The 24,061-nt window shown below is 70.5% G+C and carries 22 protein-coding genes and 1 pseudogene; 10 read left to right on the top strand and 13 right to left on the bottom strand.

What is annotated here, in order from left to right; genetic code table 11:
- Positions 1-21 precede the first annotated feature (21 nt).
- Both ACZ6Z4_RS05030 and ACZ6Z4_RS05025 read left to right on the top strand, forming a co-directional pair.
- The gene (locus ACZ6Z4_RS05030; protein ID WP_465558266.1) at positions 22-831 is read left to right on the top strand and encodes an ATP-binding cassette domain-containing protein; all 810 of its coding nucleotides are present in this window, start codon (positions 22-24) and stop codon (positions 829-831) included.
- Positions 828-1,661, top strand: coding sequence for an ATP-binding cassette domain-containing protein (locus ACZ6Z4_RS05025; RefSeq protein ID WP_465558264.1), 834 nt, complete (start codon positions 828-830; stop codon positions 1,659-1,661). The genes ACZ6Z4_RS05030 and ACZ6Z4_RS05025 overlap by 4 nt, the downstream gene beginning before the upstream one ends.
- A 41-nt stretch (positions 1,662-1,702) precedes the next feature.
- Here the strand turns inward: ACZ6Z4_RS05025 and ACZ6Z4_RS05020 are convergent, their stop codons facing one another.
- Entirely contained in the window at positions 1,703-2,701 is a 999-nt protein-coding gene (locus ACZ6Z4_RS05020; protein WP_465558262.1) for an ROK family protein, read from the bottom strand.
- A gap of 74 nt (positions 2,702-2,775) precedes the next feature.
- Between ACZ6Z4_RS05020 and ACZ6Z4_RS05015 the strand changes: the two genes are divergently transcribed.
- The 5 genes from ACZ6Z4_RS05015 (at position 2,776) to ACZ6Z4_RS04995 (ending at position 7,291) form a co-directional block, all read left to right on the top strand.
- Positions 2,776-3,579: a creatininase family protein gene (locus ACZ6Z4_RS05015; RefSeq protein ID WP_465558260.1), complete on the top strand. Its 804-nt coding sequence runs from the start codon at positions 2,776-2,778 to the stop codon at positions 3,577-3,579.
- Entirely contained in the window at positions 3,576-4,703 is a 1,128-nt protein-coding gene (locus tag ACZ6Z4_RS05010) for a mandelate racemase/muconate lactonizing enzyme family protein (protein ID WP_465558258.1), read from the top strand. Before ACZ6Z4_RS05015 ends, ACZ6Z4_RS05010 begins: the two co-directional genes overlap by 4 nt.
- Positions 4,703-5,746: a serine hydrolase domain-containing protein gene (locus ACZ6Z4_RS05005; RefSeq protein ID WP_465558256.1), complete on the top strand. Its 1,044-nt coding sequence runs from the start codon at positions 4,703-4,705 to the stop codon at positions 5,744-5,746. Before ACZ6Z4_RS05010 ends, ACZ6Z4_RS05005 begins: the two co-directional genes overlap by 1 nt.
- Positions 5,747-5,865: 119 nt before the next feature.
- Positions 5,866-6,546 carry a hypothetical protein gene (locus ACZ6Z4_RS05000; protein ID WP_465558254.1) on the top strand — a complete coding sequence of 227 codons (681 nt, stop codon included), beginning with the start codon at positions 5,866-5,868 and terminating at the stop codon, positions 6,544-6,546.
- A 73-nt stretch (positions 6,547-6,619) separates the two neighbouring features.
- Positions 6,620-7,291 carry a DUF998 domain-containing protein gene (locus ACZ6Z4_RS04995; RefSeq protein WP_465558252.1) on the top strand — a complete coding sequence of 224 codons (672 nt, stop codon included), beginning with the start codon at positions 6,620-6,622 and terminating at the stop codon, positions 7,289-7,291.
- On the opposite strand, the gene ACZ6Z4_RS04990 is transcribed toward ACZ6Z4_RS04995, so the two are convergent.
- The 7 genes and pseudogenes from ACZ6Z4_RS04990 to ACZ6Z4_RS04960 all read right to left on the bottom strand — a co-directional run bounded on the left by ACZ6Z4_RS04990 (position 7,221) and on the right by ACZ6Z4_RS04960 (position 15,232).
- Positions 7,221-8,081, bottom strand: coding sequence for a DNA-3-methyladenine glycosylase family protein (locus ACZ6Z4_RS04990; RefSeq protein ID WP_465558250.1), 861 nt, complete (start codon positions 8,079-8,081; stop codon positions 7,221-7,223). The genes ACZ6Z4_RS04995 and ACZ6Z4_RS04990 overlap by 71 nt on opposite strands.
- 207 nt (positions 8,082-8,288) lie before the next feature.
- On the bottom strand, positions 8,289-9,569 hold the full coding sequence (locus ACZ6Z4_RS04985; RefSeq protein ID WP_465558248.1) for a thymidine phosphorylase: 1,281 nt from the start codon (positions 9,567-9,569) through the stop codon (positions 8,289-8,291).
- Positions 9,566-9,952, bottom strand: a pseudogene (locus ACZ6Z4_RS04980) (cytidine deaminase); the annotation flags it as partial. The pseudogene ACZ6Z4_RS04980 and the gene ACZ6Z4_RS04985, both read right to left, overlap by 4 nt.
- A gap of 64 nt (positions 9,953-10,016) precedes the next feature.
- Positions 10,017-11,300, bottom strand: coding sequence for an ABC transporter permease (locus ACZ6Z4_RS04975; protein ID WP_465558246.1), 1,284 nt, complete (start codon positions 11,298-11,300; stop codon positions 10,017-10,019).
- Complete coding sequence (locus ACZ6Z4_RS04970) at positions 11,297-12,508, bottom strand: ABC transporter permease (protein WP_465558244.1); 1,212 nt, start codon at positions 12,506-12,508, stop codon at positions 11,297-11,299. The genes ACZ6Z4_RS04975 and ACZ6Z4_RS04970 overlap by 4 nt, the downstream gene beginning before the upstream one ends.
- Positions 12,509-14,059, bottom strand: coding sequence for an ABC transporter ATP-binding protein (locus ACZ6Z4_RS04965; RefSeq protein WP_465558242.1), 1,551 nt, complete (start codon positions 14,057-14,059; stop codon positions 12,509-12,511).
- Positions 14,060-14,155: 96 nt separating this feature from the next.
- Positions 14,156-15,232, bottom strand: coding sequence for a BMP family lipoprotein (locus ACZ6Z4_RS04960; protein WP_363666471.1), 1,077 nt, complete (start codon positions 15,230-15,232; stop codon positions 14,156-14,158).
- Between the two features lie 297 nt (positions 15,233-15,529).
- Here ACZ6Z4_RS04960 and ACZ6Z4_RS04955 point away from each other — a divergent pair, with 297 nt between their 5' ends.
- Positions 15,530-16,717, top strand: coding sequence for an amidohydrolase (locus ACZ6Z4_RS04955; RefSeq protein WP_465558239.1), 1,188 nt, complete (start codon positions 15,530-15,532; stop codon positions 16,715-16,717).
- Here ACZ6Z4_RS04955 and ACZ6Z4_RS04950 read toward each other — a convergent pair.
- The 4 genes from ACZ6Z4_RS04950 to ACZ6Z4_RS04935 all read right to left on the bottom strand — a co-directional run bounded on the left by ACZ6Z4_RS04950 (position 16,714) and on the right by ACZ6Z4_RS04935 (position 20,527).
- Positions 16,714-18,288, bottom strand: a complete 1,575-nt coding sequence (locus ACZ6Z4_RS04950; RefSeq protein ID WP_465558237.1) for an acyl-CoA mutase large subunit family protein — start codon at positions 18,286-18,288, stop codon at positions 16,714-16,716. The genes ACZ6Z4_RS04955 and ACZ6Z4_RS04950 overlap by 4 nt on opposite strands.
- 102 nt (positions 18,289-18,390) lie before the next feature.
- On the bottom strand, positions 18,391-19,335 hold the full coding sequence (locus tag ACZ6Z4_RS04945; protein WP_465558235.1) for a pentapeptide repeat-containing protein: 945 nt from the start codon (positions 19,333-19,335) through the stop codon (positions 18,391-18,393).
- A gap of 133 nt (positions 19,336-19,468) precedes the next feature.
- Positions 19,469-19,747 (bottom strand): hypothetical protein, encoded by a 279-nt coding sequence (locus tag ACZ6Z4_RS04940; protein WP_465558233.1) that lies wholly within the window; start codon positions 19,745-19,747, stop codon positions 19,469-19,471.
- 69 nt (positions 19,748-19,816) lie between these two features.
- Positions 19,817-20,527: a DUF4241 domain-containing protein gene (locus ACZ6Z4_RS04935; protein WP_465558231.1), complete on the bottom strand. Its 711-nt coding sequence runs from the start codon at positions 20,525-20,527 to the stop codon at positions 19,817-19,819.
- Positions 20,528-20,738: 211 nt separating this feature from the next.
- On the opposite strand from ACZ6Z4_RS04935, the gene ACZ6Z4_RS04930 reads away from it, so the two are divergent.
- On the top strand, positions 20,739-21,929 hold the full coding sequence (locus ACZ6Z4_RS04930; RefSeq protein ID WP_465558229.1) for a glycosyltransferase family 4 protein: 1,191 nt from the start codon (positions 20,739-20,741) through the stop codon (positions 21,927-21,929).
- Positions 21,926-23,167, top strand: coding sequence for a glycosyltransferase (locus tag ACZ6Z4_RS04925; protein WP_465558227.1), 1,242 nt, complete (start codon positions 21,926-21,928; stop codon positions 23,165-23,167). The genes ACZ6Z4_RS04930 and ACZ6Z4_RS04925 overlap by 4 nt, the downstream gene beginning before the upstream one ends.
- On the opposite strand, the gene ACZ6Z4_RS04920 is transcribed toward ACZ6Z4_RS04925, so the two are convergent.
- Complete coding sequence (locus tag ACZ6Z4_RS04920; protein WP_465558225.1) at positions 23,164-23,979, bottom strand: MBL fold metallo-hydrolase; 816 nt, start codon at positions 23,977-23,979, stop codon at positions 23,164-23,166. The genes ACZ6Z4_RS04925 and ACZ6Z4_RS04920 overlap by 4 nt on opposite strands.
- Positions 23,980-24,061 lie beyond the last annotated feature (82 nt).

The raw sequence follows: 24,061 nt of genomic DNA, 5'->3' as shown, positions 1-24,061 counted from the left end.
CGTCGAGCCGGAGGCGAAGCTGTGAGCGCACCGATCCTGTCCGTCGACGACCTGCGCGTCGACTTCGCCCTGCCCGGCCGGACCGTGCACGCGGTCCGCGGCATCTCCTTCGAGCTGCGGGCCGGCCGGACGCTGGCCATCGTCGGCGAGTCCGGCAGCGGCAAGTCGGCCACCGCCTGCAGCGTCCTGCGGCTCAACCCCGAGCCGCCCGCGGCGTACCCGTCCGGCAAGATCCGGTACGACGGCCAGGACCTGCTGAAGCTGCCCGAACCCGAGCTGCGCAAGGTCCGCGGCGAGCAGATCGCGATGGTCTTCCAGGACCCGATGTCCAGCCTCAACCCGGTCCGCCGGATCGGCGCGCAGATCGCCGAGGTGCTCAGCCGGCACCGCGGCGGCCGCGGGTCCCGGTACCGCGCCGAGGTGATCGCCGCCCTGGAGTCCGCGGGGATCGACGACCCCGAACGCCGCGCCGCGCAGTACCCGCACCAGCTCTCCGGCGGCCTGCGGCAGCGCGCGATGATCGCGATGGCGCTGGTCGCCGGGCCGCGGCTGCTGATCGCCGACGAGCCGACGACGGCACTGGACGTCACGGTCCAGGCGCAGATCCTCGACGTACTGGCCGAGCTGCAGCAGGAGCGGCAGATGGCGCTGCTGCTGATCACGCACGACCTCGGCGTGGTGGCGAACATGGCCGACGACGTCCTGGTGATGCGGGCCGGCGAGGTGGTCGAGAGCGGCGACGTCCTCTCGATCCTGACCGATCCGCAGCACCCCTACACCCAGCAGCTGCTGGCCGCCACGCCCCGACTGCGCGAGGAGACCCCGGCATGACCGAACAGCGGGTACTGCTCAGCACCTCCCAGCTGTGCAAGGAGTACGACGTCCGCGGCCGCGCGCCAGTGGTTGCCGTGGACAACGTTTCGCTCGAGCTGCGGAGCGGTGAGACGCTCGCGGTGGTCGGCGAGTCCGGGTCGGGCAAGACCACGCTGGCCCGGATGATGCTCGGGCTGCTGCCGCCGACCTCCGGTCGCGTCGAGGTCGGCGGTCGGGATCTCTTCTCTCTGCCGCCGGGCGAGCTCCGGGCGCTGCGGCGGGATCTGCAGGTGGTGCTGCAGGACCCGTTCTCCAGCATGAATCCGCGGATGCGCGTGGTCGACATCGTGGCCGAACCTCTGGTGACGCACGAGCCAGGGCTTCGTGGGCGGCGTGGGCGGGCCGAGCGGGAGGCGCAGGTCGCCTCGCTGCTGACCGCCGTCGGGCTGGAGACGGACGTCGCCTCCCGGTACCCGCACGAGTTCTCCGGTGGCCAGAGGCAACGGATCTCGATCGCGCGGGCGCTGGCGTTGCGGCCCGAGGTGATCGTGCTCGACGAGCCGACGAGCGCGCTGGACGTGTCGGTGCAGGCTCAGGTGCTGGATCTGCTGTCGTCGCTGCAGCGGGAGTTCAACCTGAGCTACGTGTTCGTGTCGCACAACCTGGCGGTGGTGCGGAAGCTCGCCGACCGGGTCGCGGTGATGCGCGGTGGAGCAGTGGTCGAGAGCGGGCCGGTGGCGACGGTGTTCGACAGCCCGTCCGATCCGTACACGCGTGCGCTGCTGGACGCCGTACTCGAGCCGGACCCGCGGCGCGCAAGGCGACGGCGAGCCTTGGACGTCGCGTGAGCGCGGCCGGGTCGCGCGGCAACTCCGCGAACGGCGTGGGCTCACTGGCCGGACAGGCGGGACAGCACCAGACCGGCGCCGCCGAGCAGCGCGACGTCGTCCGCGGCGGTGTCCGCGGCGACCACCCGCGGGCGCTCGGCGAACTCGGCCCAGTCGCTGACCGCACGCAGCCGTTCCTCGATCCGGCCGAGGAACTCGCCGCCACCGACCGCCGCGTCGCCGTGCACGATGTAGAGCCCGGGCGCGAGCAGGTGCTGGACCGAGGACAGGCCGACGGCGAGGTTGTCGGCGTACTCGGCCATCAGGCGGCGCGCTCCGGTGTTCTCGCGGGCGGCGGCGATCAGATCGCCCACGCCGGTGATCTCGCCGAGACCGCGGACCGTCGCCTCCTGGCGCAACCAGGTCGAGGTGGCGATCGTCTTCCAGCACCCGAGGTTCCCGCACGAGCAGCGCCGGCCGCCGACCGCGACCGTGATGTGCGCGCCGCTGCGGCCACCGAGCGGCGCGATCACCTGCCCCTCGTGCAGCAGCCCGACGCCGAGCGTGTCCCCCGTCGCGACCGAGGCGAACGACGCCCGCCCGGCGCCCTGGCCGAACCAGCGGTCGCCGAGCACCTGCAGGCGGGCCCGGTGGTCCACGAACACCGGGCAGCCGAGCAGCCGGTTCAGCGACGCGGCGATCGGGTAGCCGGTGAAGCCCGGCCGGTCGTCGATCCGCCGCAGCACCCCGGTGGTGTGGTCGACCAGACCGGCGCTGGCCACGCCGACACCGCACGGATCGCTGCCGGCCAGGCAGCCTTCCACCGTGTCCTGCAGAGCCGCCCGCAGTACGCCGGGGTCGTCGGTCGCCGGGAACTCCTGCTCGGCACGCCGGACGATCCGGCCCGCCGAACTGACCAGCGCCACCCGCACCGACCCGGCCAGCAGCTCGACGCTGCCGATCAGGGTCTCAGTCGCCGGCGCGCTGTCGCCGCGGTCGAGCGCCGCGTTCTCGGCGCCGACCGGCTGCAAGTGCCGGTTGCCGCGGGGCAGATCGACCATCGTTCCATCCTGCCTGAGCACTCGGGCCCGGGTCGGCGCCCGACCTCGGGTCCGTCCGATCGGAGATCGTTGCGATGACTGTACGACACCTGGCCACGCTCACCCGCGGAGTCGTCCGGGCCCTGGCCGCGGACGGCGCCGTCGCTGTCCTGCCGATCGGTGCGGTGGAGCAGCACGGCGACCACCTGCCGCTCGGGACGGACTTCCTGCTGGTGGAGGCGGTTCTCGACCGGGCGCTGGAGCAACTGGCTGACGACAGTACGACGTGGGTCCGGCTGCCGACGATGACCTTCGGACACAGCCCGCATCACCTGTTCGCGGCCGCAGTGAGTCTGCGGCCGGCGACGTTGTCCGACGTACTGGCTGATGTGCTGGCGTCGCTGGCGCAGAGCGGGTTCCGGCGGATCGTGATCGTCAACGGGCACGGCGGCAACGACGAGCTGGTTCGGCTGGCGGTGAAGGCGCACTCGCTGCAGGCGGAGGGGACGGCGGCTGCCTGCTCGTACTGGTCGCTGATCGCGGAGACGACCGCGGAGGCGGCGGCGGTCGAGCGGCCGGATCGCACGCCCGGTCACGCCGGCTGGTTCGAGACCTCGCTGATGCTGGCCGTCCATCCGGAGCTCGTCGCCGACGATCGCCCCTTCCAGCCTGCTGATCCGCCGCCGCTGTTCAACCGAAGCCCTGCGCCCGGCCTGACTGTCGAGCGGTCCGGCGAGTGGCCGCGCGTCGGCGGAGTCACCGACGACGCCGCCGAAGCGACCGCCGAGACCGGGCGGCTGCTGCTCGGCCGCCGCGTCGCCGGGCTGGTCGCCGCCCTGCGCGGGCTCGACGAAGCCACCACTTCCCACCCACTGACCGAAAGAGGTCCTCAGGCATGATCATCACCGGCATCGACGTCCAGGTCGTCAACCTGCCGCTGACCAGTCCGTTTCGCAGCTCGTTCGAGACCAAGACCGGCGAGACCCGGACCGTCGTCCGGATCACCACCGACGACGGCCAGGTCGGCTGGGGCGAGACGATGTGGGGCGCGCCGGTCGCGCGGCTCACCGAGCAGCTGGCCGCGTCGCTGATCGGCAAGAGCCCGTTCGCGCTGGAGGAGTTCCACGCCACGCACCGGATGGTCCCGTTCTTCTACGGCTACATCGGGTACGCCGCCCTGGCCGGTCTCGACGTCGCCTGCTGGGACCTGATGGGCAAGATCACCGGCCGTCCGCTGACCGACCTGATCGGCGGGCGGGTCCGCGACACCGTCCCGATCACCGCGCTGATCACCCGCGCCGACGCGCCCGGCGCGAGCGACGCCGACCTGCCCGGAGCGCTCGCCGAGTTCGCCGCGAAGGTGGTCGCCGAGGGCGGCTTCACCGCCGTGAAGCTGAAGGGCACGAAGGACGTCGACGGCGACGTACGGATCATGCGGGCGCTGCGCACCGCGCTGCCCGAGGCCGAGCTGCGGGTCGACCCGAACGCCGCCTGGAGCGTGCCGGAGTCGATCCGGGCCGGGCTGCGGCTGGAGGAGCTCGACCTGGAGTACCTGGAGGACCCGTGCTGGGGCATCGACGGGATGGCCCAGGTGCGGGAGAAGATCCGGATCCCGCTCTGCACGAACATGTGCGTGGTCGCCTTCGAGGACTTCGCACCGGCGATGCGGCTCGGCGCGGTCGACGTGATCCACGGCGACGTCTACAAGTGGGGCGGGATCAAGGCCACCAAGGACCTGGCCGCGCACTGCGAGACCTTCGGGCTCGGGATGAACCTGCACAGCGGCGGTGAGCTCGGCATCGCGACCGCGGCGCACCTGGCCGTCGTCGCGTCGACGCCGGTGCTGAACCGGGCGATCGACAGCATGTACTACCTGCACGACGACGACATCATCGACCCGATTCCGTTGCGGGACGGGCGGTTGACGGTGCCGGACGGTCCTGGGCTCGGGGTGAAGGTCGACGAGGACAAGCTGGCGCACTACGCCGCGCTGAACGCGCGCGAAGGTGACCTGGTCAAGTGATGCCGGTGATCGAGGAGCTGCTCACCGAGGCGCGGCGGCGCAGGGTGTTCTCGGCTGCTACGTGGTCGGTGGGCTCTGCTTCTGAGACGTTCAGCCGAGGTTTGGTCGGTACGACGGCGTGGGCCTTGGAGGCGCCCGTCGGCGAGGACAGCCGGTGGGACCTTGCCTCGGTCACCAAACCGATCGTGGCGATGGCCGTGCTCTCGCTGGTCGAGGACGGCGTGCTCACACTCGACGACACGATCGCCGACCACCTGCCGGAGTACGCCGGGACGGACAAGGCCGGGATCCGGATCCGTGAGCTGCTCGCGCACACCTCGGGGATCCCCGGGCAGCAGCCACTCTGGCGATGGGCGCGGACTCGGGACGAGTTGCTGGCCGCGATCCGTGCGCTGCCGTTGCTCGGGCCGCCCGGCGCGCAGGTCGCGTACAGCTCGCAGGGGTTCATCCTGCTCGGGCTGATCGCCGAGGCCGCTGCCGAGGCGACGCTCGACGTGCTGGTCGCCGAGCGGGTGACGCGGCCGGCCGGGATGCTCGGCGCTGCGTACGGCGTACCGGATCGTGCGCTGGCGGTGGCGACCGAGGACGATCCGTGGCGCGGCCGCGTCGTGCAGGGTGAGGTCCACGACGAGAACGCGGTGGTGCTCGGTGCACCGGCCGGGCATGCCGGCCTGTTCGGCACGCTCGCGGATCTGGAGGCTCTCGGCCGGACGCTGTGCGCACGGGGGTGCGGCGCTGCCGGACGGGTGCTGTCTGAGGCCGGGTACGCCGCGATGATCGCGCCGCGGACCGATCACCTGACGCTCCGGCGCACGCTGGGCTGGCAGGGCGTCGACCCGGTCGACTCGGTCGCCGGGGACCTGATCGGGCCGCGCGGCTACGGGCACCTCGGCTTCACCGGGACCTCGCTGTGGGTGGACCCGGACCGCGGGGCGTACGTCGTACTGCTGACCAACCGGGTGCACCCGACCCGGCAGAACCCGGCGATCGGGCGGGTCCGCCGGGCGGTGAACAACGCGGGGTTCGCCCTCGCGAGCCGGTGAAACCCCCACGCGTCCGGTGACACGCCGGTCACGGCGGGTTTCGTCGTCCGGTGGTTGCTTGGCGTTCACCTTCGTCTGGTGGGCTTCCTGCGAGGATCCCCTGAACTGGCGGAGGAGTTGTGAGGCGGACTGCGCCGGGCGTGGCCGTACTGGTCGTCTGCGCCGTGCTGGCGTTACCCGGGTGCGCGGGCGGTGACGCGGGAGCCGTCACCACCGAGACAGGCACCAACAACGCCGCCGCGCCGGCCGCGCCGAGCGCGCCCCCGACGCCGGCCGCGCCGAAGAGCGCGCTGGCCGGGCTGATCGTCGTACCGAGCGGGTACGGCGCCGACGGACGCGAGCCGAGCGGGCCGTTCACGCTGCCGTCGTTCGTCGCGACCATCTCCGGCGTCCCCGCCGAGGACCGCGCGCTGCTGCTCAACGCGAGCTTCAAGGACGGCTACCAGGCGGTGCGGGTCAGCCCGGACCGCGAGAAGCAGTACACGATCCGCCTGTTCCGGACCGGCTCGAAGCGCAAGGCCCAGGACCTGCGCACCGGCTTCTGGAGCCAGGAGACCTTCACCGCCAAGTTCTCCGTCCCGGGTGTGCCCGACGTCCGCACCGGCCGCCGGGTCGGCCCCAACGGCGTCCCCGACGAGGCCGAGGCGGTCGCCCAGGCCTCGTTCGTCACCGGCAACCTGCTCGCCCAGATCACCGTCCGCCAGACCGGCCCGATCACCGGCAACCTCCAGCCCGACACCACGCTGGTGACCGCCCTGGCGAAGCAGCAATACAAGCGCCTCACCTCCAAGTCCGGCTGAGTCGCTCAGCCGCTACCCTCGCCCGGGCGCGCAGGCGATGTCCCCGCCCGTGGCCGCTGTCTAGCGTCGAGGGATGAGCCCAAGGATCGGCGCGATCGCCTGGCTGGCCGGCGCCCTGCAGTTCTTCGTCGTGATGATCGTCGTCCAGCTCGCCTGGACCACGCCGTACAGCTGGGCGGACAACAACATCAGCGACCTCGGCAACGTGCACTGTGGCGATTTCGGCGGTCGGCCGATCTGCTCACCGCTGCACGGCCTGATGAACGCGTCGTTCGTCCTCGGCGGCCTGCTGATCGTCTGCGGTGTCGTTCTGACCCGCGCAGCCTGGCCGCGCGGCGTCGCCTCGACGCTGACCCGAGTGTTGCTCGTGGCAACAGGTGTCGGCTGGGCGATCGCCGGTCTGGCCCCGGCCGACGTGAACGAGGACCTGCACGTCCTCGGCGGCGCGGTCGTCATCTTCCTGGCCGGCAACCTCGCTCTCCTCCTCACCGCGGCACTCCGCCCCGGCAGCGCGATCAGCCGAGCGCGCTGGTACGGCGTCACGCTCGGTCTCCTCGGCCTGGTCGCGATGGTGCTGCACTTCGGCGGCCACGGGCTCGGGTTGGGTGTCGGCGGGATGGAGCGGGTGACCGCGTACGGCGTACCGGTCTGGCTGATGATCGCCGGTGGGCTGCTCATCCGGAGGCCCGCAGGTAGTGCGCCCAGTACCCACGCCACGGGCCGTAGCGTTCGGCGAGCTGGATGACGTCCGCCTCGTCGACGGCTCGTCCGTACACCCGCGCGGCTGCGCGGAGGAACTCCTTCTCGGTCGGCACCTCGTCGGTCCGGCCCAGCCCGCGAATCATCACGAACGTCGCCGACCACGGCCCGATTCCCGGCAGCGCCAGCAGCTGCTCCTTGGCGTCGTCGTACGGCGCCGTCCGCAACTCCAGCTCGGACAGCTCCAACCAGCGCCGCGCAGCTCCCTGCAGGTACCCGGCCTTCCGGACGTTCCCGATCACGTCGGCGAGATCGTCGATCCCCGCTACCTGCTCGGCATCAGGAAACGCCGGATACTCGACGCCGTCGACCTCGATCACCGTCCCCGCCTGCCGGATCAAGGCCGCTTTCGCCTGCACCGCAACACTTCTCGGCGTGCGCTGCGACAGGATCGCCCACGCGACGTTCTCCCACGGCGAGCTGAACTTCACCTGGTGGTACCCGTACAACCGCTCCACCACGACCTTGAAGTCGTCGTCCGCGAGCGCGTAGAACTCCCCCAGCTCGTCGTCCAGGCTGAGGTAGAACCGGATCCGGTCCAGCGCCGCCTCGACCACCACGTCATCCCGCGCACCACGCAGCCTGACATCCACCCCGGCACCAGCCCCCGAAACCTCCGCCAGCACCGTCTCCCCAGCGACCCGCAGCGCCTTCACCAACCGCCCTGCGCCGATCTGCTGCTCCCCAGCAGTCGGCGAAAATCCCCCCACGAACCGCAACGACAACCCGAAGTCGAACGGTGCGGCCGCGGTCAACTGATGCGCAGAACCCGTCATGCACCCCACTCTGCCGGACCCCACCGACTGTTTTGCGGCGTCACCAGCGGCGGCCGCCTGCACCGCGGCGCCCACAGCGCGGCGGAGGTGAGACCCAGCGCGGTGGTGCAGGCGGGCGACGCGCCCTACTCCGCCTTCTCTCGCCGGCAGCGGCGGGACGTTCCAACCACGTGATCCGGCGGGGCAGCGGCGACCAGCCCCCAGCGATCAGCCGGTGATGCGGTCGATGATCAACGCCTGCGCGGCATACGCCGTACCGATCTCCACCGCACCATCCAGCGACTCCAGCGCGCGCTCGAAGCGTGCAGTGTCATCGGCGTGCAGCGTGAGGAGCGGCTGGCCTTCGGTCACCTCGTCACCCGGCTTGGCATGCAGCTCGATGCCGGCGACCGGCGAGACCGGGTCTTCCTTGCGCGCCCGGCCCGCGCCCAGACGCCAGGCTGCGACGCCGACGGCCAGGGCGTCCAGCCGACTCAGTACGCCGGTCGACTCCGCCTTCACCACGTGCTGCTCCGGCGCGACCGGCAGCTCGGCGTCCGGGTCGCCGTCCTGCGCTGCGATCATCCGCCGCCACACGTCCATCGCCGTACCGTCGCGCAGCTTCTCCGCTGGGTCGACATCCGTGACGCCAGCAGCCGCGAGCATCTCCGCCGCCAGCGCGACGGTCAGCTCGACGACATCCGCCGGGCCACCACCCGCGAGGACCTCCAGTGACTCGCGCACCTCGAGCGCGTTGCCCGCGGTCAGGCCGAGCGGTGTCGACATGTCGGTCAGCAGCGCGACCGTCCTCACCCCGGCATCCGTGCCCAGGGCAACCATCGTCTCGGCCAGCTCGCGCGCGTCGGCGAGGTCCTTCATGAACGCGCCCGTCCCGACCTTCACGTCGAGCACCAGCGCGCCGGTCCCCTCGGCGATCTTCTTGCTCATGATCGAGCTGGCGATCAGCGGGATCGCCTCGACCGTCCCCGTCACGTCGCGCAGCGCGTACAGCTTCTTGTCGGCCGGCGCCAGCCCGTCGCCCGCCGCGCAGATCACCGCGCCGACGTCCTCGAGCTGGTTCATCATCTCGGCGTTCGACAGCGCCGCCCGCCAGCCGGGGATCGACTCCAGCTTGTCGAGCGTCCCGCCGGTGTGGCCGAGGCCGCGCCCGGACAGCTGCGGTACGGCGACGCCGCAGGCCGCGACCAAGGGGGCCAGCGGCAACGTGATCTTGTCGCCGACGCCGCCGGTGGAGTGCTTGTCGGCGGTCGGCCGGGACAGCTTCGCGAAGTCCATCCGCTCGCCGGAGGCGATCATCGCGGCGGTCCAGCGGGCGATCTCGCGGCGCGTCATCCCGTTCAGCAGGATCGCCATCGCCAGCGAGGACATCTGCTCGTCGGCGACCGCGCCGTGGGTGTAGGCGTCGATCACCCAGTCGATCTGCCCGTCGCTCAGCTCCCCGCGATCGCGCTTGGTCCGGATCACGTCCACGGCGTCGAACGACATCATTCCTCCAGGTTCTCGGGCCCGAAGGCCTCCGGCAGCAGCTCGCTCAGCGGCCGGCTACCGGTCTTCGATTCGAGCAGCAGGTTCGGCCCGCCGTGCTCGTGCAGCAGCTGCCGGCACCGCCCGCAGGGGGTCAGCAGCTCCTCGTTGTGGTCGACACAGGTGAAGGCGACGAGCCGCCCGCCGCCGGTCGAGTGCAGCTCGGAGACCACGCCGCACTCGGCACAGAGCGTCAGCCCGTACGACGCGTTCTCGACGTTGCACCCGGCAACGATCCGCCCGTCGTCGACCAAGGCGGCCGCCCCCACCGGAAAGCCGGAGTACGGCGCGTACGCCCGCCGCATCGCTTGCACAGCAGCCGCATGCAGAGCGACCCAGTCGACCTCCCGTCCCCGCCCTGCGGGCGGGGACGGGAGGGAAGAAGAGGGGGAACCCGAGGCCGGCTCCGGGCTACTCGGTGACGTAGGGCTCACCATCCGCCTTCGGTGCTCTCACTCGCCCGACCAGCCCGGCCACCGCGATCACCGTCGCCAGGTACGGCGCCATCAGCAGCAGCTCGCCGGGGATCGGGGTCTGGATGATCTGCAGCTGCGACTGCAGCTGGGTCGCGAAGCCGAAGAACAGCGCCGCGACCATCGCGCCGATCGGGTGCCAGCGGCCCATGATCAGCGCGGCCAGCGCGATGAAGCCGTTGCCCGCGGTCATCTCCTTGGAGAACGAACCGGCGTACCCGACGGTGAAGAACGCACCGCCGAGCCCCGCGAGCACGCCCGCCCACAGCACAGCGGAGTACCGGACGCGCTTCACGCGGATCCCCACGGTGTCGGCGGCCTTCGGGTGCTCGCCGACCGCGCGCACCCGCAGGCCCCAGCGGGTCTGGAAGAGCACGAACGTGACGACGGCGACCGCCAGATAGGTCAGGTAGACCAGGATCGTCTGGTTGAACAGGATCGGCCCGATGAACGGGATGTCACCGAGCCCCGGGATCTTGACCGCCGAGAGCACGCTCGGGGTGTTCAGGTTCTCCGCGTCCTCCTGCAGGAACTGGTCGAACAGATACCCGGTGATACCGGAGGCGAACACCACCAGCACGACGCCGAGCACGACCTGGTTCACCAGGTACTTGATCGAGAAGATCGCCAGCAGCCAGGCCATCAGTACGCCGCTCACCGCGGCCGCGATCAACGCCGCCGCCGCGCTGCCCGTCGTACTGGACACGACGGCTGCCGTGAACGCGCCGACCAGGAACTGGCCCTCGATCGCGATGTTGATGACACCGGCCCGCTCGCACAGCACACCGGCCAGTGCGCCGAGGACCAGCGGGGTCGCGAAGTTCAGCGTGCCCTGGAACTGGTTCGCCAGCGGGAACGTCTTGCCCGCCGCCGCCCAGCACAGGAACGCGCCGATGAAGCAGATCCCCAGCACGACGGCCAGCCAGCCCGAGTACTTCTGCGGCACCCGGCGGACGATGTAGGCGCCCGCGGCAACCAGTCCGAGCACGCCCAGGAAGATCGCCACCGGCTGGGCCGGTACGCCGAGCAGGTTGTTCTGCAGGTCGCCCGAGACCAGCTGGAAGGTGGCCTTGCCGCTGTTGGTGAAGATCGCCAGCCCGAAGCCGATCAGCGCGAAGACGACCATCAGGCCGCCGACGCGCAGCCGCCGGATCCGGTCGGCCGGAGCCTCGATCGCGGCCGGTGCGGGGTCGCGCACCACGTCCTGCACAGAGGAGCTCATCCGTTCCAGCCTTTCGCGAGGACGGCGCCGATCCCGCGTTCCTTGGGCAGGAAGCGGAAGACCGAGCGGACCAGTGCCGGGGCCGCGACGAACAGCACGATCACGGCCTGCAGGACGGTGGTCAGGGTCAGCGGGGTCTGGGTCTGCAGCTGCATCTGCAGGCCGCCGGCGTTCAGCGCGCCGAAGAGCAGGCCGGCCAGGACGGTGCCGAGCGGCGTACCGCGGCCGAGCAGCGCGACGGTGATCGCGTCGAAGCCGATCGACGCGGCGACGCCGTCGGTCAGCGGCAGGTCGGTGCCGAGCACCTGCTGGGTGCCGGCCAGACCGGCCAGCGCGCCGGCGACGACCATCGCGACCAGGTACGCCCGGCCGACGGACATGCCCGCCGTCCGGGACGCGTCGGCGTTGGCGCCGACCGCGCGCAGCTCGAAGCCGATCGTCGAGCGGTTCAGCAGCCACCAGACGAAGACCGCGGCCAGCAGCGCGAGCAGGAACCCGACGTGCAGCCGGGTGTCACCCATCTGCGGGTACTGCGCGTTCGCGTCGACGATCGGGCTGATCGGGTCCTCGCGGCCGGGCCGCTTGAAGGCCGTTGTGGTCAGCAACCACTGCAGCAGGTAGATCGCGACGTAGTTGAGCATGATCGTCACGATCACCTCGTGCGCGCCGGTCCGGGCCTTCAGCAGCCCGACGACACCGCCCCAGATCGCGCCGCCGATCAGGCCGGCCACGATCGCGAGCACCAGGTGCAGGACCGGCGGCAGGTGCCAGGCGAAGCCGACGTACGCCGCCAGGATCGCGCCGATGATCAGCTGCCCCTGGGCGCCGATGTTGAACAGACCGGTTCGGAACGCCAGCGAGACCGCGAGGCCGCCGCAGATCAGCGGCGTGGCCTGGGTCAGCGACTCGGCGATCGGGTTCATCCCGCCGAGCGCGCCGACCGCGAGCGCCTTGTACGCCTCGCCGACCGCGGTCACCGCGGCCGACAGGGTGTCCAGCGGCGCGGCGCCGAAGTACCCGACGGCGGCCTTCACCTCGTCGTCGCCGACGATGATCAGGATCGCGCCGACGACCAGCGCCAGCACGATCGCGCTCAGCGAGACCAGGCCCTGGACCGCCCAGGACGGCAGCCCACTGGTCGCGGGCTCCTTCACCGGGCTCGCGGGCGCCGGCGTCTGCTCCGGCTCGGTGGTCGTGTCGTTGCTCATCTAGATGGTTCCCAACGTCGTCGGGTGCTCGGTCGCCTCGGCCTCGGCCTCACGTTTGCTGGCGCCGGCCATCATCAGGCCCAGCTCGTCGCGGGGCGTGTCGGACGGTACGACGCCGACCACCTTGCCGCGGTACATCACCGCGACCCGGTCGGCCAGCGCGGCGATCTCGTCCAGCTCGGTGGACACGATCAGCACCGCCGTGCCCTGGTCGCGCTCGCGCACGATCCGGGTGTGCAGGAACTCGATCGAGCCGACGTCGACGCCGCGGGTCGGCTGCGAGGCGACCAGCAGCTTCAGCGGCCGGGACAGCTCCCGGGCCAGCACCACCTTCTGCTGGTTGCCGCCGGACAGCGACGAGACCGGCAGGTCCGCGCCCTGGGTGCGGATGTCGAACTCCTCGATCCGGGCGTGCGCGTTCTTCTCGATCTCGTCGGTGCGCAGCGACAGCCCGCGGCCGAACGGCTCGTTGCGGAACAGGTCGAGGACCAGGTTCTCGGCGACCGTGAACGGCCCGACGAAACCGTCGTGGCCGCGGTCCTCCGGCACGTAGCCGATGCCGGCGTCGAGCCGGTCCCGGGTGCTGCGGCCGGTCAGGTCGACGCCGTCCACGGAGATCTTGCCGGCCGCGATCGGGGTCAGCCCGAGCAACGCCTCGGCGAGCTCGGTCTGACCGTTGCCCTGGACACCGGCCACGGCGAGGATCTCGCCGGCCCGGACCTCCAGGTCGACCGCGTCGACGGCGGTGAAGCCACGCTCGTCGATCACGGTCAGGCCCTCGACGGTGAGCACCGGGGCGCCCGGCTGGGCCGGCTCCTTGTCCACCACCAGGTCGACCGCGCGGCCGACCATCAGCTCGGCCAGCTCCTCCTCGGACGCCGACGGCTCGGCGCTGCCGACCACCTTGCCCCGGCGGATCACGGTGATCTTGTCCGCGATCGCCTTGACCTCCTTGAGCTTGTGGGTGATGAAGACGATCGAGGTGCCGTTCTCCTTCAGCTGCCGCATCACCGCGATCAGCTCGTCGATCTCGGCCGGGGTCAGCACGGCCGTCGGCTCGTCGAGGATCAGCACCTTGGCGTCGTTGGTGAGCGCCTTGATGATCTCGACCCGCTGCTGCACCCCGACCGGGATGTCCTCGACCAGCGCCTCGGGATCGACCTCGAAGCCGTACCGGTCGGACAGCTCGCTGACCAGCGCGTGCGCCTTCTTGCGGTCCAGTACGCCGGCCGCGCGGGTGTTCTCGCGGCCGAGCATGATGTTCTCGGCGACGGTGAAGACCGGGACCAGCATGAAGTGCTGGTGCACCATGCCGATGCCGTGGCTGATCGCGTCGCTGGGCGAGGTGATCGCGACCTTCCGGCCGTCGATCACGATCTCGCCGGAGTCGGGCTGCAGCAGCCCGTAGAGCATGTTCATCAGGGTCGACTTGCCGGCCCCGTTCTCACCGAGCAGGCAGTGGATCTCGCCCGGTTCGATGACCAGGTCGATGTGGTCGTTGGCGACCAGCGAGCCGAAGCTCTTGGTCAGGCCGGACAGCTCGAGATGCATGCGGGCAGCCTCTCCTCAGACGGCGAGCCAGGAAGGCGACCCCCGGTGGGGTTCCGCCTTCCTGGCTCGCACCGTACTACGTGGTACAGCCGTCGGTCAGGAGGCCTTCGGCTGGGCCTTCGACGCGACCGGGACCTTGCCGCTGATGATGTCGGCCTTCAGCGTCTCCAGCTCGGTCTTCAGCTCGGCCGGGACCTTGCTGTCGAACTCGTGGAACGGCGCCAGCGACGTACCGCCGTTGTCCAGGGTGCCGATGAACTGGCTGTTGTCGAACTTGTTGTCGACCACCGAGGTGACCGCGTCCTGGACGGCGACGTCCATGCCCTTCTTGACGCTGGTGATCAGCACCGAGCAGTACTCCGCGGCGCTCTCGCAGCCGTCGGTGTCGACCCAGATCGCGTTCACCTTGCCGTTGCTGGCCTTGGCCGCCTGCAGACCGCCCAGACCGGACGGGCCGGCCACCGGGAAGATGATGTCGGCGCCCTGGGTGATCAGGTTCTGCGCGGTATTCTGGCCCTTGGCCTTGTCCTCGAAGTCACCGGTGAACAGACCGGACTGCTTGGCGTCGTCCCAGCCGAGCACCTGGACGTTCTTGCCCTTGGCCTGGTTGTAGTAGCGCACGCCCTCGGCGAAACCGTCCATGAAGATGGTCACCGGCGGGATCTTGATGCCGCCGAAGGTGCCGACCTTGCCCGAGGTGGACATCGCGGCGGCCAGGTAGCCGGCCTGGAAGCTGGACTGCGCGGTGTTGAAGCCGAGCGGCTTGACGTTGGCGATCGGCTTGGCCGGGGCCGAGTCGACGATCGCGAACTTGATGTCGGGGTTGGCCGCGGCCGCCTTGTCGGTGGCGTCCTCGAGCTTGAACCCGACCGCGACGATGACCTTGCAGCCGGCCTGGACCATCGCGGTCATGTTGGTCGGGTAGTCGTTGTCCGACTTCGACTCGGCCTTGACCTCGGTCAGACCCTTCTCCTTGACCGCGGCCTGGAGGCCGGCGTACGAGGTCTGGTTGAACGACTTGTCGTCGAACCCACCCGAGTCGGAGACCATGCAGGCCTTGAAGTCCTTGTTGGCGCTGCCGCCGGCCGAGTCCTCGGTCGGCTTGCTGCCACACGCGGCGACGGCGAGCGTCACCGCGCCCACGATCGCCAGTCCCCGCACGTACTTCTTCACCGGACGTCTCCTTCGTCGAACCGATTGCTTTGTGCGCGGCACGCCTTCCCCAGCGTGCCGCATCCGCAGACTATAGGGGCCGCTCCCGCATTCTTTGAACGTCAAGACGGCCTCGATACCGGAAAGTGACCGGCACTTTCGTCACAACTCCGCAACTTCTCCCGATCGGTCACGGAGTGCAGGTTCGCTGTCACCGAGCGCCTTCGCGCCGTGTCGGCGCGATCAGAATCGGTCACGCTGGGTAGCCGCGGTGGCGGCCCTCGCGGGCCGGTCGTCACCGGGTGAGATGATCGCCCGATGGGAAACTCGCGCCACCTGTTGCTGTCCGAGGTCGGGGCTCGCGTCGAGGAGGTGCGGGAGGAGGCCGTCGCGCTGCGGCGGGACCTGCACGCGCACCCGGAGCTCGGCTGGCACGAGGTGCGCACGACCGAGGTGATCAGGCAACGACTTGTCGACGCCGGCCTGTCCCCGCAGGTGCTGCCGACCGGGACCGGGCTGATCTGCGACATCGGGTCGGGCGACAGCTGCGTGGCGCTGCGCGCGGACATCGACGCGCTGCCGGTGCCGGACGGCGTACCGAACCCCTGGCGCTCCACGATCGACGGCGTCGCGCACGCCTGCGGCCACGACATCCACACGTCGGCGCTGGTCGGTGCGGCGCTGGTGCTGGCCGGGATGGCGCGCGACGGTCTGCTCGACCGGCGGGTGCGGCTGATCTTCCAGCCCGCCGAGGAGGTGATGCCCGGCGGCGCGTTAGGTGTGATCGCCGCCGGCGGCCTGGACGGCGTACGGCGGATCTACGGGCTGCACTGCGACCCGCGGCTGCAGGTCGGCCAGGTCGGGCTGCGCGTCGGCGCGCTGACGGCCGCGGCTGACCGGATCCTGGTTCGGCTCACCGGGCCCGGCGGGCACACGTCGCGGCCGCACCTGACCGGGGACCTGGTCTACGCGCTGGCGACGCTCGTCACCGAGCTCCCCGCTGCACTGTCCCGCCGCGTCGACCCGCGGGCGGGGATGTCGCTGGTCTGGGGGCGCATCACGTCCGGTTCGGCGGCGAACGCGATCCCGGCGCGTGGCGAGGCCGAGGGCACGCTGCGCTGCCTCGACGTGAACGCGTGGCGGCTCGCCGCCGAGCTGATCCCGGGGCTCGCGGAACAGCTGGTCGCGCCGTACGGCGTACAGGTGGACACCGAGGTCACGCACGGCGTGCCGCCGGTGATGAACGATGCCGCGGCTATCGAGGTGTTCCGGTCTGCTGTCGAGCAGACGTTGGGGTCGGATGCGTTGGCGCAGACCGATCAGAGCCTGGGTGGCGAGGACTTCGCGTGGTACCTCGAGCATGTGCCGGGGGCGATGGCTCGGCTCGGGGTGCGGCCGGTTGGTCAGGACAGCGCTGCGGATCTGCACACGCCGGGGTTCGATCCGTCCGAGGACGCGATCGACCTCGGGACGAAGATCCTGGTGTCCTCGGCGCTGCTCGACTAGAACGCGTCGGTGGGGACGTAGACGCCCCACACCTCCCGCAGCGCGTTGCAGACCTCGCCGACCGTCGCGCGGGCCTTCAGCGCCTCCTTCATCGGGTACAGGCAGTTGTCGTTGCCCCGGGCAGCGTTCTGCAGCTCGGCGAGCGCCTTGTCGACGGCCGCCTGGTCGCGCTCGGCGCGCAGCTTCGCCAGCCGCGCGACCTGCTGCGCCTCGATCGCCGGGTCGACGCGGAGCGGCTCGTACGGCTCCTCCTCGGCGGCCTGGAACTTGTTGAGCCCGACAACGACCCGTTCCCCGCTGTCGATCTCCAGCGCGATCTTGTACGCCGACCGCTCGATCTCCTGCTTCTGGAAACCCTTCTCGATCGCGGCCACGGCCCCGCCGTACTCCTCGACCTGCTCCATCAGCTCCCGCGCCGCGGCCTCGACCTCGTCGGTCAGCGCCTCCACGACGTACGAGCCGGCGAACGGGTCGACGGTCGCGGTCACGTCGGTCTCGTACGCGAGCACCTGCTGCGTCCGCAGCGCCAGCCGCGCCGCCTTCTCGGTGGGCAGCGCGATCGCCTCGTCGTACGAGTTGGTGTGCAAGGACTGCGTGCCACCCAGTACGGCGGCCAGCCCCTGAACCGCGACCCGCACCAGGTTCACCTCAGGCTGCTGCGCCGTCAGCTGCACCCCCGCGGTCTGCGTGTGGAACCGCAGCATCAGCGACTTCGGGTTCTTCGCCCCGAACTCGTCCCGCATCACCTGCGCCCAGATCCGCCGCGCCGCCCGGAACTTCGCGACCTCCTCCAGCAGCGTCGTCCGCGCCACGAAGAAGAACGACAACCGCGGCGCGAACGCGTCGACATCGAGCCCCGCCGCGACGGCGGCCCGCACGTACTCGATCCCGTCGGCCAGCGTGAACGCGATCTCCTGCGCAGGCGTCGCCCCCGCCTCGGCCATGTGGTACCCGGAGATCGAGATCGTGTTCCACCGCGGCAGCTCGGCCTGGCAGTACCCGAAGATGTCACTGATCAGCCGCAGCGACTCCTTCGGCGGGTAGATGTAGGTCCCCCGCGCGATGTACTCCTTCAGCACGTCGTTCTGAATCGTCCCCGTCAGCTTGTCGCCACTGACCCCCTGCTCCTCGGCGACCAACTGGTAGAGCAACAGCAGCACGGACCCCGGCGCGTTGATCGTCATCGAGGTGGAAACCTGATCCAACGGAATCTGATCGAACAGAATCCGCATGTCATCGATCGAGTCGATCGCGACGCCGACCTTGCCCACTTCCCCGTGCGCCAACTCGGCATCGGAGTCGTACCCCATCTGCGTCGGCAGATCAAAGGCCACCGACAACCCCATCGTCCCCGCGTCGATCAACTGGTGATACCGCTGATTCGACTCCTTCGCCGTCCCGAACCCGGCGTACTGCCGCATCGTCCACGGCCGCTGCGTGTACATCGTCGGGTAGACCCCCCGCGTGAACGGGTACTCCCCCGGCTCTCCGAGCTTCTCCGCCGGATCGAACCCGTCGAGCGGCCCATACACAGCCTTGAAGTCCGACCCGGACTCGGTCTGATGGCTCATCCCCTTACGGTAAGCCGCCCAGTGCGCTGACTGGTACGCCGTACGTGGTGAGATCGAGCACGCAGGGTGAGCGGAGTCTCAACGCTGCGCCCGACGTACTGGTCATTCGAGCAGGAGGTCCTCGGCAAGCTCGGCGAGACTCTCACCACCCGCAACGACGTAGTCAGCCCGGTTGAACACCCCGGTCCAGCCCTCGGCGCCCGGCGCCTTGAGGACGGTCTGCAGTTCCGCGATCAGCATCCGAGCGTTGACGTCGGAAGCACCCCCCAGCCGCTCGAGCGCACGCCTGGCGACCCCCGGGTAATCCGGGACAGCACGTACACCGTCCGGCAGACGAACCCCGTCGAACACGTAGCCCCTGAACTCCACGTCAGCGAACGACGCCGCGGAGAAGTCCACCGCCCGCATCGGGCCGGCTTGATGCTTACCCGGGAGCGTGCGCCCGTCGAACAGGACACCCTCCAGGACGCCGCCGAACACACAGTTCTCGACATCGGTCTGGCGAAACTCTGCCCCGGACAGCCGCGACCCGACGAACGTGCACCCGGACAGCCGACAGCCGGAGACCAACGCGCCCCGCAGATCAGCTCCGTCGAACGAGACGTCGACCCAGGCGTTCGAACGACCATCGTCCCAGGTACCCAGTGCAGCATCCCGCAGATCGGCGCCGGCGAACGAACACTCGTTGACCACGCTGTCCCACAGGCGCCAGTCCCGGCATGCCCCGTCCCGAAAGACGCAGTTCTCGATACTCGTACCGAAGAACCTCAGGCCGATCAGTCGGGCGTAGCTCAGATCCAACGACTCCCACCGGGCGTCCCGCACCCGAGTGACCCCGTCGACCTCCTCAGCACGCAGCCGCCCCACGCTGATGTCCCGCAGGACCTGCGGATCCGGCGCCGGAAGCCCCCGAAGATCCACCCGCCCCTCGAACTCGTGCAGCCCATCAGGCCGGCGACCACCGAGCAACCACTTCAGCACACCAGCAGCGAGCTCACGACCATCCGTCGACGCCCACCGCCGCCGAAGCCCAGCAGAACCACTCATTCGGTGAACAGCCCTATCCCGTATCCAAAGGGATCACTGTAATGATCCAGATGCTTCTGAAACTGCGCCGAGGTAGTCGGGGGCCAGCGGGCCCCGTACCGCGCCGTTGTACGGGTCCCGCGTCAGGTCTGCATCAGCCCGGCTCGACCCGCGCGATCTCCTCAGCCCACGTCTCTGACAGCTCCATCCAGTACGTCTGCCCGGAGGCCCGCGCCGACTTCACGATCTTCGTGACGAGTTCCTCCGGAGTCGCGAACCCGCGCCCCTCAAGGTCCGTCCAGACGCGCCGCAACTCGCCGAGACACTCCCGCGGATCTCTCTCCATGAAGGGCCACAACGGGACGAACCCCGAAGCCTCGAGCGAGACATGAGGCTCGCTCTCCACCCCGACACCGATCTCGCCGTCGGGCATGATCCCGATCCACGCGCCGTCACCGCGGTAGATCAAGGGCCGCCATCCAGCCACAGGGCGCGTACTCAACTAGACATCCCCTCTGATGAAGTCAATCGGACGCTCGGCTCTGGCGGCCGACTGCGGCCAGCTGTGCGCCAAGACCTCCAGGTCTACGACGAGAGAGACCACGTCACCCGAGCTGCTCCGGCCGAGCCAGACGGGGTAGACGCCGTCGCCCAGGCCGCACTCGAAGATCAGCATTCCGATGGGGAGGTCGGGTGGGGTGATGATCTCGGCCTCCTTGCCGTCGAAGTCGTCCAGGAGATCTTCGAGGGCTCGATCGTGCAGCCAGAGCCGACGGAGGAAGTTGAGTCCGGATGCGTCCGCGAGACAGCCGAGGCCTGCGTCGACGCTGAAGCCGGGGAGGGACTTGGCTTCTTCGGTTGGAGCCTTCTGGTCTGGGCGCAGGCCGAGTTCCCAGTGCTGGGGCTGATCGAGGCCCGAGTCCGCTCTCACCGCTGCCACCTTTCGGAGCGGCGCAGGGATCCGTGGGTCCGGGGATTCGGGCCAGTGGGCGACGCTGATCGAGATCCGCCAGGGGCCGGGCGCTACGACAGCTGTCAGCGGCTGCTCACCGTCCGAGACCCATCGGGCCGGATCGCGGACGACGATCCGTCCGCTCGGGAACACGAGCTCTCCGACATCGACCACGTCGAGGCGCGACGTCAGGCCGTTCTCCCACTCGTGCCGGGCGCCATGGGCGAAGAGCCGAGCGACATCCGGTGCTGCCAACGTCATGCTGCAGTCTCCTCGGTGCATCAGGTCACGCTGAGCCCCGGCGGCGTACGGCGACCGCTCGGTGACGCCCGGTGTTCGGCTCGCCGCTACCGGCGATCGTTTGGTGGTTACCGGGAAGTCACCCCGTGGCCGGGACAGCGTCGCCAGGGGATCGGGCTTCGGTCACGGAGGCGTCGCCGAGGGTTCACCGGCGGGCGGGAACCTTCGAGGCGTGCGCATCGTGATGGTCGCTGAGTCCTTCCTGCCGCAGATCAATGGCGTGGCGAACACGGTTCGTCATGTCGCCGACCGGTTGCTCGAGCGCGGGCACGAGCTGCTGATCATTGCCGCCGGCCCCGGGCCGGACACCTACCACGGGGTGCGGGTGCTCCGGGCGCGGAGCTTCGGGATCCCGGGGTACAAGGAGTTCCCGGTCGGGTTGCCCGACCCGGGGATCGAGCGGGCGATGGCCGAGTTCCGGCCGGAGCTGGTGCATCTGGCGTCGCCGTTCATCCTGGGTGCGTACGGGCTGCGGGCCGCGCGGCGGCTCGGGCTGCCGACGGTCGCGATCTTCCAGACCGACATCGCCGGGTTCGCCCGCCAGTACCCGTGGTTCGCGAAGACCGACCGGGCCGTGTGGGCCTGGCTACGGCGGACGCATTCGCGGGTCGACCGGACGCTGGCGCCGTCGTCGGCGGCGATGGCGCAGCTGGTGCAGGCCGGCGTACCGCGGGTTCAGCACTGGGGTCGCGGCGTGAACCTGGATCTGTTCGATCCGGGCCATCGCGACGAGGCCTGGCGGCGCGAGGTCTCTCCCGAGGGCAAGCCGATCGTCGGGTACGTCGGGCGCCTGGCCGCGGAGAAGAAGGTCCGGCGGCTCGCCGAGCTGGCCGAGCTCGACTGCCAGGTGGTGGTCGTGGGCGACGGGCCGGATCGCGCCTCGCTGGAGCAGAAGTTGCCGCAAGCAACCTTCCTGGGGATGCGGCGGGGTGCCGAGCTGGCGTCGATCTTCGCCGGGCTGGACGTGTTCGTGCACACCGGCGAGCACGAGACGTTCTGCCAGACGATCCAGGAGGCGCAGGCCTCCGGAGTGGCTGTGGTCGGCCCGGCCGCGGGTGGGCCGCTGGATCTGATCCACCCGGGTGAGAACGGGTTGCTGTTCGAGCCGGGGCAGCCGGGGTCGTTGAAGGACGCGGTCGCGTTCGTGCTGGACAACCCGGACGCCCGCGACTCGATGGCGGCGCACGGCCTGCGGCGCGTGCAGACGCGGACCTGGCCGGCGGTGGTCGACGACCTTGTCGACCGGCATTACGCGGAAGTGCTCGCGGCCCACCAGCCGGGGACGCAGCTCGGCGACGTGGCGGCGCCTGGCGCGGCAGCGGCGGCCGGTCGGCGTACGGCGCGGGACCGGCGGGTCGCATGACCCTGCTCACGCCGTACGGCGAACAACCACGCGCCGGCCTGCGGATCGCCCAGCTGGCGAACTTCGTCGGCCCGACCTCCGGCGGGATGCGGACCGCGATCGAGCACCTCGGCCAGGGCTACGTCGAGGCCGGCGCCGAACGCATCCTGATCACGCCGGGCGAGCGCGACAGCGTGACCCGGACCGAGCACGGCACGATCGTGAAGATGAAGGCGCCGAAGGTCGGCGGCGGCTACCGGCTGATCACCGACCCCTGGCGGGTGATCGAGACACTGGAGCGCTTCGAGCCGACGACGGTCGAGATCTCCGACAAGTCGACGCTGCTCCCGGTCGCGCGCTGGGCGAAGAAGAACGACATCGGGTCGGTGCTGTTCAGCCACGAGCGCCTCGACGCGATGCTGTCGCTGCGAACGGCTCGCCCCGCGCGGCCGGCCCGGCGTACGGGTGATGTCCTGCGCCCGAACTGGTGGAGCGCCGAGCCCAAGCCGGTCCTGCGCGGCGGCGAGCCCGGCCAGTACCGCCAGCTCGGCGTCGCCGCAGGTGTCGGCGCGCTCTACAAGCTCCTCGGTCGCACGTACGACGCGGTGGTGGTCACGAGCCGGTACGCCGCCGCCGAGTTCGACGAGGTCACCACTCCGCTGATCCGGATCCCGCTCGGCGTCGACCTGGAGACCTTCCACCCCTCGCGCGCCGAACCCGTCGACGACGGACTGCTCAAACTCGTTCACGCAGGCCGCCTTTCGCGCGAGAAGAGCCCCCATCTCGCCGTCGCGACCGCCGCGGAGCTGCACCGCCGCGGCGTACCGCTGCGGATGGACGTGTACGGTTCCGGCCCGCACCTCGACGAGCTGATCGCGATCGCCGGCAACGCGCCGATCCACTTCCACGGCTACGTCGACGGCCGGACGACGCTCGCCCGGCATCTCGCCGAGGCGGACATCGCGCTGTCGGTCTGCCCAGGCGAGACCTTCGGCCTGGCCGTGCTCGAAGCGCTCGCCGCCGGTACGCCGGTGGTCACGGCGAACACCGGCGGCGCCCGCGAGCTGGTCGACGAGACCTGCGGGCGTTGGGCCCCGGCCGACCCGCGAGCGCTTGCGGACGCCGTACAGGAACTGATCACGGTCCCCGGCCGCAGAGCCGCGGCCCGCGCCCGGGCCGAGCTCTACGACTGGGACTCGTGCGTTCAGCACATGCTCAAGCTGCACACGCAACTCACGCAGGACCGACTGGCCGCTTAGGTCAGGTGGTCGAAGTCTCCGCGGACCCACGCAGCGTGCCGGTCCGCGGAGAACCGGACGACCTGCTTGGCGTTCACCGGGATCGAACCGCCGAAGTTCCCGTACAACCGGTCGTACGCGAACTCGTCCAGCGCCTTCGCGACCCGGTCCACGACCGCGCCGGACAACGGGATCCGGTTCGGGTACGAGCGCATGAAGCTCACCGACGTACGGTCCGGGTTGGCGAACACGGTGTCCCCGGCAAGGATCACACCCTTGCCCTCGGCCCCCTCCGCCCAGTGCACCACCGCACTGCCGGGGAAGTGCCCGCCCGGCTGGATCAGCGTGACGCCCGGCAGCAGGTCGAGCGTGCCCGACCAGGTCTGGATCGCCGGGTCCTGCCGCGCGACCCACTCGGCGTCCGCCTCGGACACGTACACCGGTACGCCGCCCAGCCGCTTGCTCCACTCCACCTGGACGCCGAACATGTGCGGGTGGCTGGCGATGATCGCCTTCACCTCGCCGAGCGCGGCCACCGCCTCGACGGCCGCGTCGTCCAGGAACCCGATCGGGTCCCAGAGCAGGTTGCCCTCGCTCGTGCTCACCAGCATCGACTGCTGCCCGATCCCCGCGCCGGGCTCCGAGGTGATCCCGTGCAGCCCGGGCTCGACCTCCTCGAGCTTCACCGTGTACCCCGCCGCGGCCAGCTCCTCCAGCGTCGTCCAGTGCTGGCCGTCGGCCGGCACCCACTGCCGCTCGTCGGCGCAGATCGCGCAGACCCCGACCTGCTCGCTGTGCTCGACCGCGCAGGTCGCACAGATCCAGAAGTTCATCGTCCGTCCCCTCTCGTGGTGTCCCGCTGCCGACACTAGGCGCGCAAAGGGCAACGGAAGAGGGCCAATCGCGGCGGGATCT

This window comes from Kribbella sp. NPDC104740, assembly GCF_055583505.1.
This window is presented reverse-complemented; position numbering and strand designations above follow the sequence as displayed.

Coding starts and splice junctions, on each gene's coding strand:
- ACZ6Z4_RS05005 (WP_465558256.1), top strand. CDS start 4,703: ATGCCGGTGATCGAGGAGCTGCTCACCGAGGCGCGGCGGCGCAGGGTG.
- ACZ6Z4_RS04985 (WP_465558248.1), bottom strand. CDS start 9,569: ATGATGTCGTTCGACGCCGTGGACGTGATCCGGACCAAGCGCGATCGC.
- ACZ6Z4_RS04955 (WP_465558239.1), top strand. CDS start 15,530: ATGGGAAACTCGCGCCACCTGTTGCTGTCCGAGGTCGGGGCTCGCGTC.
- ACZ6Z4_RS04965 (WP_465558242.1), bottom strand. CDS start 14,059: ATGCATCTCGAGCTGTCCGGCCTGACCAAGAGCTTCGGCTCGCTGGTC.
- ACZ6Z4_RS04935 (WP_465558231.1), bottom strand. CDS start 20,527: ATGACGTTGGCAGCACCGGATGTCGCTCGGCTCTTCGCCCATGGCGCC.
- ACZ6Z4_RS05025 (WP_465558264.1), top strand. CDS start 828: ATGACCGAACAGCGGGTACTGCTCAGCACCTCCCAGCTGTGCAAGGAG.
- ACZ6Z4_RS04970 (WP_465558244.1), bottom strand. CDS start 12,508: ATGAGCAACGACACGACCACCGAGCCGGAGCAGACGCCGGCGCCCGCG.
- ACZ6Z4_RS04945 (WP_465558235.1), bottom strand. CDS start 19,335: ATGAGTGGTTCTGCTGGGCTTCGGCGGCGGTGGGCGTCGACGGATGGT.
- ACZ6Z4_RS05015 (WP_465558260.1), top strand. CDS start 2,776: ATGACTGTACGACACCTGGCCACGCTCACCCGCGGAGTCGTCCGGGCC.
- ACZ6Z4_RS04925 (WP_465558227.1), top strand. CDS start 21,926: ATGACCCTGCTCACGCCGTACGGCGAACAACCACGCGCCGGCCTGCGG.
- ACZ6Z4_RS04940 (WP_465558233.1), bottom strand. CDS start 19,747: ATGCCCGACGGCGAGATCGGTGTCGGGGTGGAGAGCGAGCCTCATGTC.
- ACZ6Z4_RS04975 (WP_465558246.1), bottom strand. CDS start 11,300: ATGAGCTCCTCTGTGCAGGACGTGGTGCGCGACCCCGCACCGGCCGCG.
- ACZ6Z4_RS04950 (WP_465558237.1), bottom strand. CDS start 18,288: ATGAGCCATCAGACCGAGTCCGGGTCGGACTTCAAGGCTGTGTATGGG.
- ACZ6Z4_RS04995 (WP_465558252.1), top strand. CDS start 6,620: ATGAGCCCAAGGATCGGCGCGATCGCCTGGCTGGCCGGCGCCCTGCAG.
- ACZ6Z4_RS05010 (WP_465558258.1), top strand. CDS start 3,576: ATGATCATCACCGGCATCGACGTCCAGGTCGTCAACCTGCCGCTGACC.
- ACZ6Z4_RS05020 (WP_465558262.1), bottom strand. CDS start 2,701: ATGGTCGATCTGCCCCGCGGCAACCGGCACTTGCAGCCGGTCGGCGCC.
- ACZ6Z4_RS04990 (WP_465558250.1), bottom strand. CDS start 8,081: ATGACGGGTTCTGCGCATCAGTTGACCGCGGCCGCACCGTTCGACTTC.
- ACZ6Z4_RS04920 (WP_465558225.1), bottom strand. CDS start 23,979: ATGAACTTCTGGATCTGTGCGACCTGCGCGGTCGAGCACAGCGAGCAG.